Annotated in this window: 13 protein-coding genes and 1 tRNA gene; 5 read left to right on the top strand and 9 right to left on the bottom strand. The window is 71.2% G+C overall.

All coding sequences use genetic code 11. The features are described from left to right. The 8 genes from ACFZDA_RS10845 to galU form a co-directional block, all read right to left on the bottom strand. On the bottom strand, positions 1 to 1,176 hold the full coding sequence (locus ACFZDA_RS10845) for a hypothetical protein (RefSeq protein ID WP_391078103.1): 1,176 nt from the start codon (positions 1,174 to 1,176) through the stop codon (positions 1 to 3). A 117-nt stretch (positions 1,177 to 1,293) separates the two neighbouring features. Further along, positions 1,294 to 1,367, bottom strand: a tRNA-Ala gene (locus ACFZDA_RS10840). Between the two features lie 83 nt (positions 1,368 to 1,450). Further along, on the bottom strand, positions 1,451 to 2,665 hold the full coding sequence (gene glpR, locus ACFZDA_RS10835; RefSeq protein ID WP_391078101.1) for a gephyrin-like molybdotransferase receptor GlpR: 1,215 nt from the start codon (positions 2,663 to 2,665) through the stop codon (positions 1,451 to 1,453). Between the two features lie 172 nt (positions 2,666 to 2,837). Then, entirely contained in the window at positions 2,838 to 3,458 is a 621-nt protein-coding gene (locus tag ACFZDA_RS10830; protein ID WP_391078571.1) for a GNAT family N-acetyltransferase, read from the bottom strand. Between the two features lie 23 nt (positions 3,459 to 3,481). Continuing rightward, entirely contained in the window at positions 3,482 to 3,982 is a 501-nt protein-coding gene (locus tag ACFZDA_RS10825) for a molybdenum cofactor synthesis domain-containing protein (RefSeq protein ID WP_391078098.1), read from the bottom strand. Further along, the gene (gene moaC, locus ACFZDA_RS10820; protein ID WP_029180854.1) at positions 3,979 to 4,473 is read right to left on the bottom strand and encodes a cyclic pyranopterin monophosphate synthase MoaC; all 495 of its coding nucleotides are present in this window, start codon (positions 4,471 to 4,473) and stop codon (positions 3,979 to 3,981) included. The genes ACFZDA_RS10825 and moaC overlap by 4 nt, the downstream gene beginning before the upstream one ends. A 62-nt stretch (positions 4,474 to 4,535) precedes the next feature. Continuing rightward, positions 4,536 to 5,873 carry a gephyrin-like molybdotransferase Glp gene (gene glp / locus ACFZDA_RS10815; protein WP_391078095.1) on the bottom strand — a complete coding sequence of 446 codons (1,338 nt, stop codon included), beginning with the start codon at positions 5,871 to 5,873 and terminating at the stop codon, positions 4,536 to 4,538. A 4-nt stretch (positions 5,874 to 5,877) separates the two neighbouring features. Further along, positions 5,878 to 6,780: a UTP--glucose-1-phosphate uridylyltransferase GalU gene (gene galU / locus ACFZDA_RS10810; protein WP_306966193.1), complete on the bottom strand. Its 903-nt coding sequence runs from the start codon at positions 6,778 to 6,780 to the stop codon at positions 5,878 to 5,880. Positions 6,781 to 6,873: 93 nt separating this feature from the next. Here galU and ACFZDA_RS10805 point away from each other — a divergent pair, with 93 nt between their 5' ends. Then, the gene (locus ACFZDA_RS10805; RefSeq protein WP_391078091.1) at positions 6,874 to 7,497 is read left to right on the top strand and encodes a 5-formyltetrahydrofolate cyclo-ligase; all 624 of its coding nucleotides are present in this window, start codon (positions 6,874 to 6,876) and stop codon (positions 7,495 to 7,497) included. Positions 7,498 to 7,557: 60 nt separating this feature from the next. Here ACFZDA_RS10805 and ACFZDA_RS10800 read toward each other — a convergent pair whose 3' ends face one another. After that, positions 7,558 to 10,374 (bottom strand): penicillin acylase family protein, encoded by a 2,817-nt coding sequence (locus tag ACFZDA_RS10800; RefSeq protein WP_391078088.1) that lies wholly within the window; start codon positions 10,372 to 10,374, stop codon positions 7,558 to 7,560. Positions 10,375 to 10,612: 238 nt separating this feature from the next. On the opposite strand from ACFZDA_RS10800, the gene ACFZDA_RS10795 reads away from it, so the two are divergent. The 4 genes from ACFZDA_RS10795 to ACFZDA_RS10780 all read left to right on the top strand — a co-directional run bounded on the left by ACFZDA_RS10795 (position 10,613) and on the right by ACFZDA_RS10780 (position 15,077). After that, positions 10,613 to 12,142: a potassium/proton antiporter gene (locus ACFZDA_RS10795; protein ID WP_391078086.1), complete on the top strand. Its 1,530-nt coding sequence runs from the start codon at positions 10,613 to 10,615 to the stop codon at positions 12,140 to 12,142. 313 nt (positions 12,143 to 12,455) lie between these two features. After that, entirely contained in the window at positions 12,456 to 13,739 is a 1,284-nt protein-coding gene (locus ACFZDA_RS10790) for an MFS transporter (RefSeq protein ID WP_391078569.1), read from the top strand. A 67-nt stretch (positions 13,740 to 13,806) separates the two neighbouring features. Further along, the gene (locus ACFZDA_RS10785) at positions 13,807 to 14,139 is read left to right on the top strand and encodes an FmdB family zinc ribbon protein (protein WP_391078084.1); all 333 of its coding nucleotides are present in this window, start codon (positions 13,807 to 13,809) and stop codon (positions 14,137 to 14,139) included. Positions 14,140 to 14,216: 77 nt separating this feature from the next. Next, entirely contained in the window at positions 14,217 to 15,077 is an 861-nt protein-coding gene (locus ACFZDA_RS10780; RefSeq protein ID WP_391078081.1) for an S-methyl-5'-thioadenosine phosphorylase, read from the top strand. Positions 15,078 to 15,101 lie beyond the last annotated feature (24 nt).

Below are 15,101 nucleotides of genomic sequence, written 5' to 3'. Positions count from 1 at the left end.
TCAGTCCTGCCAGCGCTGGAGGGGCCGCACCCCGGCCCGGTACGCGTCGACGAGGCGGGGCCGCAGGTCGCGCCAGAGCATCTCGACGACCTGCTCCATGTTCTCCCCGAGCCCGATCGCGGCGTCGACCTGCGGTGTGCGCTGACGGCTCAGCACATGGCGCAGGATCATGCGCCGCAGCACCGACGGCGGATGGGTCGTGGCATCGGCGCTCACGTTCTCGTGGCCGTGCCTCAGCACACTGATGGCGCGTTCCAGGACGTGCGTCATGGTGAAGTAGAAGTCGGCCCCCAGAAAGCCGATCGGGAGGTCGTGGCCGCGGGACTGCCCGGCTGCCACCGACAGCGAGAGACCCTGCGCATCCGCCTCGATCTCCTCCTGGTTGCTCCAGGCCAGCTCCTCCGGGTCGGCCTCCCGCGGACCGCCCAGCCCGGCCGCCGGGCGCTGCTGCCCGAGATGGCCCTTCAGGATGTGCCCGTACTCGTGGCCGAGCGCGAACAACTGCACGGAGTCGCAGAGCATCTGGGCCCAGGTGTTGCGCACCGGGTCCTGGAGGTACTGGGGCGCGTTGTACGGCACGCCCGTCTCCAGATACGCGCGCACCAGTTCGCCGAAGCGCCGGGCCGACTCCGGGTGGCGTGCCAGCCGTTCACGGACCTTGCCGGCTTCGAGCTCGAAGGCCGCCCCGCCCTCCGGGGTCCGCCGGAACGGCAGCACCTCCGCCACGGCCTTCGCCGACAGATAGGCGAACCCGGAGAACTCCGACTCGAACAGCACCAGGTGTTCGCCGGTGCCGGGCACGAGCATGGTCATCACGTTCACCCGGCCGGTGGGCAGAGTGCCGAGCAGCGGACGCTGCGGAACCGGGAAGCCGAGAGCCCGGCCGGCCCGCTCGACGCTGTCGGCCATCTTGTGCAGGCCCTGCAACGTGCGGGCGTTCTCGTACTTGCTGACGGTCATCGCGCGCAGGTGTTTCTCGTTCTCGTGGAGACCGGCGCGCAGCTCGTCGAGCTGCTCGGGGCTGACCAGCCCGGTCCGCATCCGCAGCAACTCGTCGATGAGCCGCTCGGTCACAGCGTCGTCCTCGGTCGAGCGCGGTCTCGGCACCAGGCCCATGCCCTGCCAGACGCTCTCGTGCATACGGTCGAGGAACTGCCGAGCCTGTTGAGAAGCCACGCCTACTCCACTCCCTCTCGAGCCGGGCCCACGCTTCCATAACGGAAGCCGACTCAAGAAGTAGTGCGCATACGTCAGAGCCCCGGTCGGGGATCCCGACCGGGGCTCTGAGCTGCGTGGACCTGAGGGGATTTGAACCCCTGGCCCCCTCGATGCGAACGAGGTGCGCTACCGGACTGCGCCACAGGCCCTTGCAACGAGTGAAACTTTAGCACCCCGATCGGCCTGCTTGGAAATCCGTTCCCGAGGGGCGGTCACCTGCGGCTTCGTGGGGCTACTCGTTGGCGGCCCGGGGCCGGCCCCCGTCCTCGTACTGGTCGAACAGGGGGGTGCGACCGCGCTCCCGGGCCCGCCGTGCGGAGGCCGCGCGGCGGGCGTCGCTGCGACCGCCGCCGTCCGCCCTGTCCTGCGTCCGGGCGTCCGCCTCGCCGGGGTCGGGGCTTTCGGCGGGGGCGGGAGCGGGGGCGTCCTCATGGTCGGGGGTGACGGTGCTCGACCGGGCGGAGCTCCAGGTGTCGGGGGCTTGGAGGTCCACGTCGCTGGTGGCCCGGGGCGCGACGGGTGCCGTCACATACGTCGGCAGGGGCACCGGCACCGGCTCCCAGCTGTCGCCCTGCCCCGGCCGGCGCTGCCGCTCGCGCTGCTGGTCGACCCACTCGGCGTGGTCGGTCTGCTCGACGAGTGCGCGCCGGTCCGCCGCGAGGGCCGACAGGCCGGGGTCGGTCGCCGGCTCGGGTCCCGCCTCCGGTTCGTCGGCCTCTTCGCCGGCGGAGGCGCGCCGGCGGGGCTGGCGCTGGCGCTCCCGCAGCCGCTGGGCCGCGGCCTCGGCCCGACGGCGGTCCATCTGGTAGGTGAAGCGGCGGCGCTCCTGGGAGCGCAGATAGGCGATGTACACGCTGAGCATCACGGCGGGCACCCCGGGCGCCCACAGGAACGCGAGGCCTCCGACCGCGGCGACGATCGCGCCCAGGGTGAAGGCGAGGAACAGCATGGTGGTGGTGCGCCGGCGGCGCGCGAGCACCTTCGAGCGCCGGGCCCGCGCTGCGGCCGCCTGGTTCGCCTGGCTCGTCTTGTCCGCCCGGGGGACCGCACCGCGCCGGGCGGCGGGCACCTGGCCCCGGCCGTGTTCGGCGTTCGCCGGGCCCGGTCCGGGTGCCGGGCGGGCCGGCTGCTCGGGGGCGGGCGACGGTACGGGCGCCTGGGTCTGCGGACGCGTTTTGGACACGGCGAAGGCCCGGACGTCCACCGAGTCGGTGACGGCGTCCAGGTCGTCGGCGTCCTGCTCCCCCTCCTCGGCGGAGCGCGCCCGCAGGTCCTTGGCGTACCGGCGCTCCATGGCCGCCTTTCCGGACAGAAGCCGGATGGCGGTGCTGAAGCGTTCCGTCGGACGGGCCTCGTTCAGCTCGTCCTGCCTACGGAGCCACATCGGCACCAAGTAGGCGGCCCAGGCCCCGACAATGACTGCGTAGATGAGGCCGCTGCTGCTCACGCCTCACACGGTAGAGGGGTTTGCGTGAGGCCATCTGCCAATTGAGCCGGTGTGTCGCACGATCTGGCTGATATTTCGAACTTTTTTTGCGACCGATGCGATCAGCAGACCGTCCAGGCCGGGAATTCAATGTCCTGAGACGGTCACCGGCCGATCAATTTCGAACACATATTCAATTTCCTGGGTGGTGCCGGATTCCCGGATCACTCTGCGATCGTGCCCGGTGCCAGCGCCTGAGCAACCCGTCCGGCACCTCTTCCGCCGTGAGCGCGAAGACCAGATGGTCGCGCCAGGCCCCGTCGATGTGGAGATAACGCGGCCTGAGCCCTTCCTCACGGAATCCGAGTTTCTCCACGACCCGGCGGCTGGGCCCGTTCTCGGGGCGAATGCAGACCTCGATGCGGTGCAGCCCGACCATGCGGAAACAGTGGTCCACGACGAGCGCCACCGCTGTCGGCATCACCCCTCGGCCGGCCACCGCCTCGTCCACCCAGTAGCCGACATGCCCCGAGCACATCGAGCCCCAGGTGATTCCGGCCACGGTCAACTGCCCCACCAGCCGCCCCTGGTACTCGATGACGAAGGGCAGCATCCGGCCCGCGTTCGCCTCCGACCTGAGGTGGCGGACCATCTGCCGGAAGGTCGGGCGGTGTGCCAGCGGCCCGCCGGGCGTGGGCGGCGGAATGGTCGCCTCCCAGGGGCGCAGCCAGTCGCGGTTGCGCCGGTTGACCTCGCGCCACGCCCGCTGGTCGCGCAGCTTTATCGGCCGGAGGACGACGTCGCCGTCCACCAGCTCGACGGGCCACGATGGGCTGTTCAGCTCGCACCCCCACTGCCGGGTCTGGGGTGGTCACCGCCGCGGAGCTGCTCGACGGCATGGACCAGCAGCGGCTCCAGGACCGCCAGTCCGTCCTTCACGCCGCCGCTGGACCCGGGCAGGTTGACGATCAGCGTGCCGCCCGCCACTCCGGCCAGGCCCCGGGACAGGGCCGCGGTCGGCACCTTCTCCCGGCCGTACGCCCGGATGGCCTCGGCGATGCCCGGCACCTCGTGGTCGATCACGCGGCGGGTCGCCTCGGGGGTGCGGTCGGTGGGCGAGATGCCCGTGCCGCCGGTGGTGACGATGACGTCGTAGCCGGTCTCGACACCGGCACGCAGGGCCGCCTCCACGGGGTCGCCGTCGGGGACGACCTGGGGGCCGTCGACCTCGAAGCCGAAGCCCCTCAGGCCGTGCGCGATCAGCGGGCCGCCCTTGTCCTCGTAGATCCCGGCGGCGGCCCGGTTGGAGGCCGTGACGACGAGAGCGTGGTAGCTCATGCCCGGCTCCAGTCGCCCGACTTGCCGCCCGTCTTCTCCTCCACCCGTACGTCCGTGATGACCGCTCCCTTGTCGACCGCCTTGACCATGTCGATCACGGTGAGCGCGGCGACGGAGACCGCGGTGAGGGCCTCCATCTCGACGCCCGTGCGGTCCGTGGTCTTCACGGTGGCCAGGATCTCCACCGCGTCGTCCGCGACCGACAGGTCCAGTTTCACACCGGACACCGACAAGGGGTGACAGAGCGGGATCAGGTCCGGGGTGCGTTTGGCGCCCATGATCCCGGCGATCCGCGCGGTCGCGAGGGCGTCGCCCTTGGGGACACCCTCGCCGCGCAGCAGTTCGATCACGCGGGGCGAGACGAGGACGCGTCCGCTGGCGCGGGCCGTGCGGGCGGTCACGTCCTTCTCGGACACGTCGACCATGCGGGCGGCACCCGCCTCGTCGATGTGCGTCAGGCGGTCCTGCGTAGGGGGGTCCTGCATGCTCATGCTGTGTGGCGCTCCCGGTCCGGGCCTGCTGTGCGCGACACGGTACCCCCAACCAGCGCCTGTCAGCCGAGCAGGACCACCTCGACCTCGGTGCCGGGCTCGACGGACTCGGTGTCCTCGGGGACGACGATCAGCGCGTCGGCGTGGGCCAGGGCCGCGATCAGGTGGGATCCGGCGCCGCCGACCGGGGTGACCCGGCCGTCGGCGTACGTACCGCGCAGGAACTGGCGGCGGCCCTTCGGCGAGGTCAGCGCCTTGTCCGCGGTCAGGGTCGCCCGGGTCACCGGCCGGTGGACGTCCTCCAGGCCCATCAGGGCGCGGATGGCGGGGCGGACGAACAGTTCGAAGGAGACGTACGACGACACCGGGTTGCCGGGCAGCGCCAGCAGCGGGGTGTGATCGGGGCCGATGGAACCGAAGCCCTGCGGCTTGCCGGGCTGCATGGCCAGCTTGCGGAAGTCGATGCCGCTGCCCGCCTCGTCCGCGTCGGCGACGTGGGACAGGGCCTCCTTGACGACGTCGTACGCCCCGACGCTCACGCCACCCGTGGTGACCACCAGGTCGGCCCGGACCAGCTGGTCCTCGATGGTGGAGCGCAGAGTCTCGGCGTCGTCGGCGACGGCGCCCACGCGGTAGGCGATGGCGCCGGCGTCGCGGGCGGCGGCGGTGAGGGCGAAGCTGTTGGAGTCGTAGATCTGACCGGCGCCCAGTTCCGTGTCCGGCTGGACGAGTTCGCTGCCGGTGGAGAGCACCACCACGCGCGGGCGCGGGCGGACGCGGACCGTGCCGCGGCCGATCGCGGCGAGCAGGGCGATCTGGGGCGGGCCGAGGATCGTGCCGGCCTCCAGGGCGCGGTCGCCCGCCTTGACGTCACTGCCTTTCGCGCGCACGTGCGCGCGGGCCTCGGCCGGGCGGTACACCTGTACCTGCCCCGTGGCGCCCTCGGGGCCGAGGCCGCGGGCACGCATGCCGCGCACCGGGCCCTCGCCGAGCCCGCCGTCGGTCCACTCGACGGGCACGACCGTCTCGGCGCCGGGCGGCAGCGGGGCGCCGGTCATGATGCGGGCGGCCTGGCCGGGGCCCACCTGGAGCAGCTCGGCCTGGCCCGCGGCGACGTCCCCGACGACCTCCAGGGCCGCCGGGAACTCCTCGCTCGCGCCCGCCACGTCCGCGACCCGTACCGCGTAGCCGTCCATCGAGCTGTTGTCGAAGGGCGGCAGGGACACCGGCACCGTGACGTCCTCGACGAGGACGCAGCCCTGGGCGTCGAGCAGATGCAGCTCGATGGGTTCCAGGGGCCGGACGGTGGCGAGGATATCCTCCAGGTGCTCCTCCACCGACCAGAGGTGGTCGGGGCCGGAGTGGTCCTGGCCGGTGACGCGGGGCGCGGCGCTGCTCAACGTGCTACATCTCCTCGGCTACGTAACTGCGAAGCCAGGTCCGGAAGTCCGGGCCCAGGTCTTCACGTTCGCACGCGAGCCGGACAATGGCACGCAGGTAGTCGCCGCGGTCGCCGGTGTCATAGCGGCGGCCCTTGAAGACGACGCCGTGCACCGGGCCGCCGATCTTCTCGTCCTCTGCGAGCTGCTGGAGGGCGTCCGTGAGCTGGATCTCGCCGCCGCGGCCCGGCTCGGTCTTGCGCAGTATCTCGAAGATGTGCGGGTCGAGGACGTAGCGGCCGATGATCGCGTAGTTGGACGGGGCGTCGGCCGGGTCGGGCTTCTCGACCAGGCCGCTGACCTTGACGACGTCGCTGTCCTCGGTGGTCTCGACGGCCGCGCAGCCGTAGAGGTGGATCTGCTCCGGGGCGACCTCCATGAGCGCGATGACGCTGCCGCCGCGCTGCTCCTGGACCTCGACCATGCGCTGGAGGAGGGGGTCGCGGGGGTCGATCAGGTCGTCGCCGAGGAGGACGGCGAAGGGCTCGTGCCCCACGTGCGGGGCGGCGCACAGCACGGCGTGGCCGAGGCCCTTGGGGTCGCCCTGGCGGACGTAGTGCATCGTCGCGAGGTCGCTCGACTCCTGCACCTTGGCGAGGCGGCCGGCGTCGCCCTTCTTCTGCAGCGCCGACTCCAGCTCGTAGTTGCGGTCGAAGTGGTCCTCGAGGGGGCGCTTGTTGCGGCCCGTCACCATGAGGACGTCGTCGAGACCCGCGGCGACGGCCTCCTCGACCACGTACTGGATCGCCGGCTTGTCGACGACCGGCAGCATCTCCTTGGGAGTGGCTTTGGTGGCCGGCAGGAACCGGGTACCGAGGCCTGCTGCGGGAATGACAGCCTTGCTGATCCGAGGGTGCGACTGAGTCATGCCCGCCACCTTATCCGGTGCCTTTGTGTGGAATCTGTGGCTCCGGTTCATAGGCGCTCATATGAGCGTATTGCAGCGGTACGGGAGCAACCTTTGAGTCACATCGGACGTCCGGGCGAGCCTGACAAGCGGAGTTTGCGGCGCGCGTTCCTCGCGGTGAGGAACAGGTTGACGGCGGATGACCTGCGGGAAACCTCGGCCGCGCTGGCCGGGCGGGCGCTGGAGCTGCCCGAGTTGGCGCGGGCCGGGACGGTGGCGGCGTACGTCTCGGTGGGGAGCGAACCGGGGACGCTCGCGCTCCTGGACGCGCTGCGCGCCCGGGGCGTACGCGTCCTGCTGCCGGTGCTGCTGCCCGACAACGACCTGGACTGGGGCGTCTACGAGGGCGGGGGCTCGCTCGCACGGGTCCAACACGGCGGCCGGATGGCCCTCTTCGAGCCCGCGGGCGAGCGTCTCGGGCCGGACGCCGTGACCACCGCCGACGCCGTGCTGCTGCCGGGGCTGGCGGTCGACACGCGCGGGATGCGGCTGGGGCGCGGCGGCGGCTCCTACGACCGTGTGCTGGCGCGGCTGGAGCGGGCGGGTGCGCGTCCCGCGCTGGTGGTGCTGTTGTACGACTCGGAGGTCGTCGAGCACGTCCCCGGGGAGCCGCACGACCGGCCGGTGCACGCGGTGGTGACGCCGTCGGGGGTGCGGCGGTTCGGGCCGGGCACCTGACGCGAAAGCGGCCCGCCACGCGCGCGTGGAGGGCCGCTTTCGGTTACCGGTGTCAGCGGCTCACGGCTTGAGCACCAGCTTGTCGGCCGTGCCGTCCTCGACCGCCTGGTCCGAGAAGGACCACGGGAGCAGTTCGCCGTCGGCCCACTTGTCCGTCTGGTCGACGTAGTGGGCGCTGTAGGCGTGCCCGGAGGCGCCGGCGAGGTTGATCCAGCGGGACTTGTCGAGGTCGCCGAGGTTCACGACCATCCGCATGGACGGCACCCACACCACGCCGTAGCCGCCGGCCGCGTTCCAGCCGGTCGCGTTGACGGTGGCCTCGCCGCCGCTGAGCTCCCAGGGGCCGCGGTTGAGGGCGTACTGGACAAAACCGGGGCCCTCGGTGCCGAGGGTCTCGTTCTTCAGGAACAGGCGGTGCAGCCGGCCCCAGGTCCAGGTGTCGATGTCCTTGCCGAGCTTGGCGGTCAGCTCCCAGCGGGCGTCGATCATCGCGCGCTTGAACAGCTGGTCGCGGTTGACGGCGGCCGGGCGGGTGCCCGCCTCGGGCGTCTTCCACCAGGCGCTGTCCGGCTGGTCCATCAGCTTGCGGACCACCTCGAACCAGCGGTCGCCGCCGTCGGGCTGTGCCTGGTCGGGGTCGCGCTCACCGCACTCGCGCACGTCCTCCGCCTCGTCGGCGGGCCCGGTGGTGTTGACCGGCTTCACCCACAGGCACTGGCCCTTGACCCGCAGCTCCTTGGGCAGCTTGTTGCCGAAGGCGAGCTTGAGGATGTTGCGCCAGACGGCGTTGAAGTAGGCGGCGGCCGCCGAGTCGGTGTCCTGGGTGTAGTCCCAGCCCTCCAGCAGCTTCTGCGCCTCGCGGACGTCCTTGTTCTCGGGGTCGATCTTGAGCAGCGTGGGCACCAGCAGCCGGGCGATCTCGCTGCTGTTGTCCAGCTGCATCTGGCGCATGTCGTCCGTGGAGATCTTGCCGCCGTCCTTGATCTTCGACTGGATCAGGTCGGTGATCCGCTGGCTGCGCGTGCCGTAGCCCCAGTCCTCGGTGAGCGTGTAGGGGTACTTGTCCGGGTCGACCACGGCCTGGTTGGCGGTGACGATGTAGCCGCGCTCCGGGTCGTACTCGTACGGCAGCTCGTCCTGCTCGATGTAGCCGGTCCAGCGGTACTTGGGGTCCCAGCCGGGCGCCGGGACGGAGCCGTCGTCGTCCTGGGAGCGCTTGGGGATCCTGCCCGGCAGGGTGTAGCCGATGTGGTCCTCGGTGTCCGCGTAGACCAGGTTCTGCGAGGGCACGTCGAACAGGGCGGCGGCCTTGCGGAAGTCGGTCCAGTTCTTCGCCCGGTCCATGGCGAAGACGGCGTCCATGCTGGTGCCCGGCTGGAGCGCGGTCCAGCGCAGCGCGACGCCGTAGCCGTCGCCTCTGTCGGGTGCGGCGGTGTCGACCGTGGCCTTCTTGCCGACCTTCACGAGCTCCGCCGCCCGGTCGGACAGCAGGGGCCCGTTGTTGGTCTCGCGGACGACGATCTTCTTCGGCTCGGCGCCGGCGACCTTGATGGTCTCCTCGCGCGTCTCGAAGGGCTTGATCTTGCCGTCGTACAGGTAGCCGTCGCCGGTGATCTTCTCCAGGTAGAGGTCCGTGACGTCGACGCCGGAGTTGGTCATGCCCCAGGCGATGTCCTGGTTGTGACCGATTATCACGCCCGGCACGCCGGCGAAGGTGTAGCCGCTGACGTCGTACTGGCAGGCGCTGGAGACGCTGCGGCAGTGCAGGCCCATCTGGTACCAGACGGACGGCAGCGAGGGCGACAGGTGCGGGTCGTTGGCCAGCAGCGGCTTGCCGGTGATGGTGTGCTTCCCGCTGACGACCCAGGAGTTGGAGCCGATGCCGTCGCCGTTCACGCCGACGGCCGGCGGGAGGTCGCTCAGGACATCGGAGAGGCCGGTGAGCTGGCTGTCCAGGCCCGAGGTGCCGGAGGCGGTGCCGGACGCTCCGGAAGCCGTGCCGGAGGCGCCGGCGGCCGTGCCCGCGGTGCCCGCCGTGCCGGCGGCGGTGCCGCCGGTTCCGCTCGTGCCGCCGGTGCCCGTGCCGCCGCCCTGCTGGAACGCGCCCGTCAGCTCGTCGTACTGACCCTCCTGGACGATCGCCTTGTTCCGGCTGTACGGATACTGCGGGTACAGCTCGGCGATCTGCTTCGGGCCGAGGCGGCTGGTCAGCAGGGCGCGGTCGATCTCGTCCTGCATGTTGCTGCGCAGGTCCCAGGCCATCGCCTTCAGCCAGGAGACCGAGTCGACCGGGGTCCACTTCTGCGGCTTGTAGTCGTGGGTGAACCCGAGCGCCGCGTACTCCAGGGAGATGTCCTCGCCGTCCTTGCCCTGGAGGTAGGCGTTGACCCCCTCGGCGTAGGCCTGGAGGTACTTCTTGGTGGCGGCCGACAGCTTGGTGTCGTACTCCTGCTTGGCGACCCGCTCCCAGCCGAGGGTGCGCAGGAACTCGTCGTTGTCGACCTGGCTCTTGCCGAACATCTCCGACAGCCGGCCGGCCGCCATGTGACGGCGTACGTCCATCTCGTAGAACCGGTCCTGCGCCTGGACGTAGCCCTGCGCCATGAACAGGTCCGCGTCGGAGGAGGCGTAGATCTGCGGGATGCCGTAGCCGTCGCGCTTGACCTCGACGGGTCCCGAGAGGCCCTTGAGCGTGAGGGAGCCCTTGGTCTGCGGGAAGGAGGCCCGGACGGTGCTGATGGACCAGTACGCCCCGAAGGCGACCCCTCCGATCAGTGCCAGCACCAGGACGATCACGGCCAGGCGGGCTTTGCGCCCTTTTCTCCTGCCGGACTTGGCGGGCTGCTGACCCGTGGAGGCGGTGGTGTTGGGGGGCATCGCTGTCCTTGCTGTCCTAACGCGAGCGGCAGGTTCGGCTGTGCTTTTAACTGAGCGCTGGAGCAACGATAGGCGCAGGGCCTTGCGGCCCTTGACGCGGAGTCGGGAACCGGCCCGGACGAGCGTTCGATCCCACCCCCGGAAGTGTCAAGAAATCGTCAAGAGTTAGGTAAGGTAACGAAGTAGTTGGCGCGATGCGCCACAGCTTCATGTGCGATGTACGTGAGCCCACGCGCGCGTGCGGGTGGGCCAGGGAAGGATTCGGCCGCTGACTGTTCACCACCTCAACCAGCTCCTGCTCGTCTGCTCGCTCGTCCTGCTCGTCGCCGTCGCAGCGGTACGGATCTCCTCGCGCAGCGGGCTCCCCAGCCTGCTCGTGTATCTGGGGATAGGCGTCGCCATGGGCCAGGACGGCGTCGGCGACATCCACTTCGACAACGCCGAACTGACCCAGGTCATCGGGTACGCGGCCCTGGTCGTGATCCTGGCCGAGGGCGGTCTTGGCACGAAGTGGAAGGAGATCAAGCCGGCCCTGCCGGCCGCCACGGCACTGGCCCTGGTCGGTGTCGCGGTGAGCGTCGGGGTCACGGCGTCGGCCGCGCACTACCTGATCGGGCTGGAGTGGCGGCAGGCGCTCATCATCGGGGCGGTCGTCTCCTCGACCGACGCGGCGGCCGTGTTCTCCGTGCTGCGGAAAATCCCCCTCCCCGCGCGCGTGACGGGCACCCTGGAGGCGGAGTCCGGCTTCAACGACGCCCCGGTGGTCATCCTCGTGGTCTCGCTGTCCACGGCGGGCCCGGTCGAACACTGGTACGTGCTGCTGGGCGTGATCCTGCTGGAGCTGGCCATCGGCGCGGCCATCGGCCTCTCGGTGGGCTGGCTCGGCTCCTGGGGGCTGCGGCACGTGGCGCTGCCCGCCTCCGGCCTCTACCCGATCGCCGTCATGGCCATCGCCGTGGTGGCGTACGCGGTGGGCGCGCTGGCCCACGGCAGCGGATTCCTCGCGGTGTACCTCGCCGCGATGATGATGGGCAACGCGCGGCTGCCGCACTGGCCGGCCACCCGCGGCTTCGCCGACGGGCTCGGCTGGATGGCCCAGATCGGCATGTTCGTCCTGCTCGGCCTGCTGGTCACCCCGCACGAGCTGGGCGACGACATCGCGCCCGCGCTCGCCATCGGGCTGGTGCTGACCATGGTGGCGCGCCCGCTGAGCGTGCTGGTCTCCCTGCGGCCCTTCCGGGTCCCCTGGCAGGAACAGGCCCTCATGTCCTGGGCGGGGCTGCGCGGGGCGGTGCCCATCATCCTGGCGACCATCCCCATGGTGGAGGGCGTCGAGTCGAGCCGCCGGATCTTCAACATCGTCTTCATCCTGGTCGTCGTCTACACCCTGGTCCAGGGACCGACACTGCCGTGGCTGGCCCGCAAGCTGCGCCTGGGCGACGGGTCGGAGGCCGCCGACCTCGGCATCGAGTCGGCCCCGCTGGAGCGGCTGCGCGGGCACCTGCTGTCCGTGGCGATCCCCGAGGGGTCGAAGATGCACGGCGTGGAGGTCGCCGAGCTGCGACTGCCGCACGGCTCCGCCGTGACGCTGATCGTGCGCGGGGGCGAGTCCTTCGCGCCGCTGCCGACGACGATATTGCAACGGGGAGACGAGCTCCTCGTGGTCGCCACGGACCCCGTCCGGGACGCGACGGAGAACAGGCTGCGGGCCGTCGGGCACGGCGGCAAGCTGGCCGGCTGGCTCGGGACGGACGGGGCGAGCCGTTAGACGGCGTTTTTACCCTCTTTGGGAATCACAAGGCGGATGGGCCCATGGTGCTCACTTTCACAGGGACGCCACCCTTGATCCCTGTACGATGAAGGCGTTACCCAGATCGAACCACTCTGCCTGACGCAGAGCTGGCGCGACCGTATGGCGGTCGGGTCGCCCCTCCTCACCGGGCCCCGGCATCTACCGCAGTTCCGCGCAAGAGGACAGCTCTCGGCGCCGCCCGCACGGGCCCGCGCTACCAGGCGGCAGAAAGGCACGGGCCGTGGCGTCCACGGTCACCTCGAAGAACTCGAAGAGGTCGAAGAACTCGATGGCCTCGACGGACTCGAAGAGCTCGACGGCTTCCGCCCGCCCGGGATACGGCCGGCTGCTGCGCACCCGCGGCGCCTGGACCTTCCTGCTCCCCGGCTTCGCGGCGCGCCAGCCGTTCGCGATGCTGACCATCTCCATCGTGCTGCTGGTGCAGTACACCACCGGCTCCTACGGAGCGGCGGGCGCCGCCGCGGCCGTCACCGGTGTCTCCATGGCGCTGTTCGCGCCCTACAGCGGCCGCCTCGCCGACCGGTACGGGCAGCGGGCCGTGCTGATCCCCGGGGTGCTGCTGCACGCGCTGTCCGGGCTGACGCTGACGGCGCTGGCGCTGGCGGACGCCCCCCTGTGGGCGGTGTTCGCGGCGGCCGTCCCGACCGGTGCCTCGGTGCCACAGGTCGGGCCCATGGTGCGGGCCCGCTGGGGCGTGAAGCTCAAGGAGTCGCCGCTCATGACCACCGCGGCGGCCTTCGAGTCCGTCACGGACGAACTGACCTTCGTCGTCGGCCCGCTGCTGGCCACCGCACTGTGCACGGCCGTCGACCCGGCCGCCGGGCTGGTGACCGAGGCCTCGCTGACCCTGGTCGGCGGTTTGCTGTTCGCCGCGCAGAAGAACACTCAGCCCTCGGTCGCAGGCGGCAGCGGCCACGCGCGCGTGGAGCACGCTTCCGCGCTGCGGATCCCCGGGGTGCGCGTGCTGATCGTGACCTTCCTGGGCATCGGGTCCGTCTTCGGCGGTATGCAGGTCTCGCTGGCCGCCTTCACCGAGTCGATCGGCGAACCGGGCCTCAACGGCGTCCTTTACGGGATCTTCGCCGCGGGCAACATGCTCTCCGGCGTCGTCTGCGGCGCGATCGCCTGGAAGGCGGCCCCGCAGCGGCGTCTCGTCGTCGGCTACACGGCGCTCGCGCTCACCGCGTCGGGCCTGTGGGCCGCCCACTCGGTGCCGGTCCTCGCCGGGCTCGGCCTGCTGGTCGGCATGTGCATCGCGCCCGCCCTGATCACCGGCTACACCCTGGTCGAGGGCCTGGTCCCGGCCGGTGCCCGCACCGAGGCCTTCACCTGGCTGACGGGCGCGGTGGCGCTCGGCCAGGCGGCCGCCGTCACGGTCGCCGGACAGCTGGAGGACCGCTTCCGGGACGGCGCCGGTTTCCTGGTGCCGATGGGCGGCACCGTGCTCGCCCTGGCGACCCTCCTGACCCTGCGTTCCCGGCTGACGGGACGCGCCCAGGGCCGCACCGTCGCGCGTGGCGTGGGTCACCGCGTGCCGGTGGCAGTGGACTGAACGGCCGGAATACGTCAAGATGGTTCGTCGTTAGCACTCATCGAGTGAGAGTGCCAGGAGGAAGACAGTGCCCACCTACCAGTACCAGTGCACCGAGTGCGGCGAGGGCCTCGAGGCGGTGCAGAAGTTCACCGACGACGCCCTCACCGAGTGCCCGAGCTGCAAGGGCCGCCTGAAGAAGGTGTTCTCGGCGGTCGGCATTGTCTTCAAGGGCTCCGGCTTCTACCGGAACGACAGCCGCGGCTCCTCGTCGAGCAGCGCCCCGGCGTCGAAGTCGTCGAGCTCCTCGTCGTCGTCCTCGGACTCCGGCTCCGGTTCCAGCGCGAGCTCCGGTTCCGGTTCCGGTTCGAGCTCGTCGTCGAGCACCGGCAGCTCCACCAGTAGCAGCACCGCCGCGTAAGGCCCGTTTCTTGCAGGACCCTGTCGCCTTTCGGCGACGGGGTCCTCGGCGTTTCCGCGTGCGGTTAGGGTGCGGGCATGGTGAACAAGGCGAACGTGGCGGGCCAGGGGAACGCCGGGATCGGCGTCATCGGCGGCTCCGGGTTCTACTCCTTCCTCGACGACGTGACCGAGGTCCAGATCGACACCCCGTACGGGCCGCCCAGCGACTCCCTCTTCCTCGGCGAGGTCGCCGGGCGGCGCGTCGCCTTCCTGCCCCGGCACGGACGGGGCCACCACCTGCCGCCGCACCGGATCAACTACCGGGCCAACCTGTGGGCGCTGCGGTCGGTCGGCGTGCGCCAGGTACTCGCCCCCTGCGCCGTCGGCGGCCTGCAGCCCGAGTACGGGCCGGGCACGCTGCTGGTGCCGGACCAGCTGGTCGACCGGACCAAGTCCCGCGCGAACACCTACTTCGACGGACTGCCGCTGCCCGACGGGACGGTGCCGAACGTGGTGCACGTGTCGCTGGCCGACCCCTACTGCCCCGCCGGGCGGGCCGTCGCGCTGAAGGCGGCGCGCGGGCGGGACTGGGAGCCGGTGGACGGCGGCGCGCTGGTCGTCATCGAGGGGCCGCGCTTCTCGACCCGTGCCGAATCGTTGTGGCACCGGGCGCAGGGCTGGTCGGTGGTGGGCATGACCGGCCACCCCGAGGCGGCGCTCGCCCGTGAGCTGGAGCTCTGCTACACGTCCCTGACGCTGGTCACCGACCTCGACGCCGGCGCCGAGACCGGGGAGGGCGTCTCGCACGACGAGGTGCTGCGGGTGTTCGCGGCGAACGTGGACCGGCTGCGGGGCGTGCTGTTCGACGCGGTGGCGGGGCTGCCGGGGGAGGACGAGCGGGGCTGTCTGTGCGCGAGTGCGCTGGGTGGGATGGATCCGGGGTTCGCGTTGCCGTAGCTGTGGGTGCCGGGGGCTGAGGGC

Origin of the sequence: Streptomyces sp. NPDC007991 (genome assembly GCF_042958445.1) — a bacterium.
In the GTDB taxonomy this organism is placed as follows: domain Bacteria; phylum Actinomycetota; class Actinomycetes; order Streptomycetales; family Streptomycetaceae; genus Streptomyces.
Note: the sequence above shows the minus strand (reverse complement) of the source record. Positions and strands in the feature narration are given on the sequence as shown.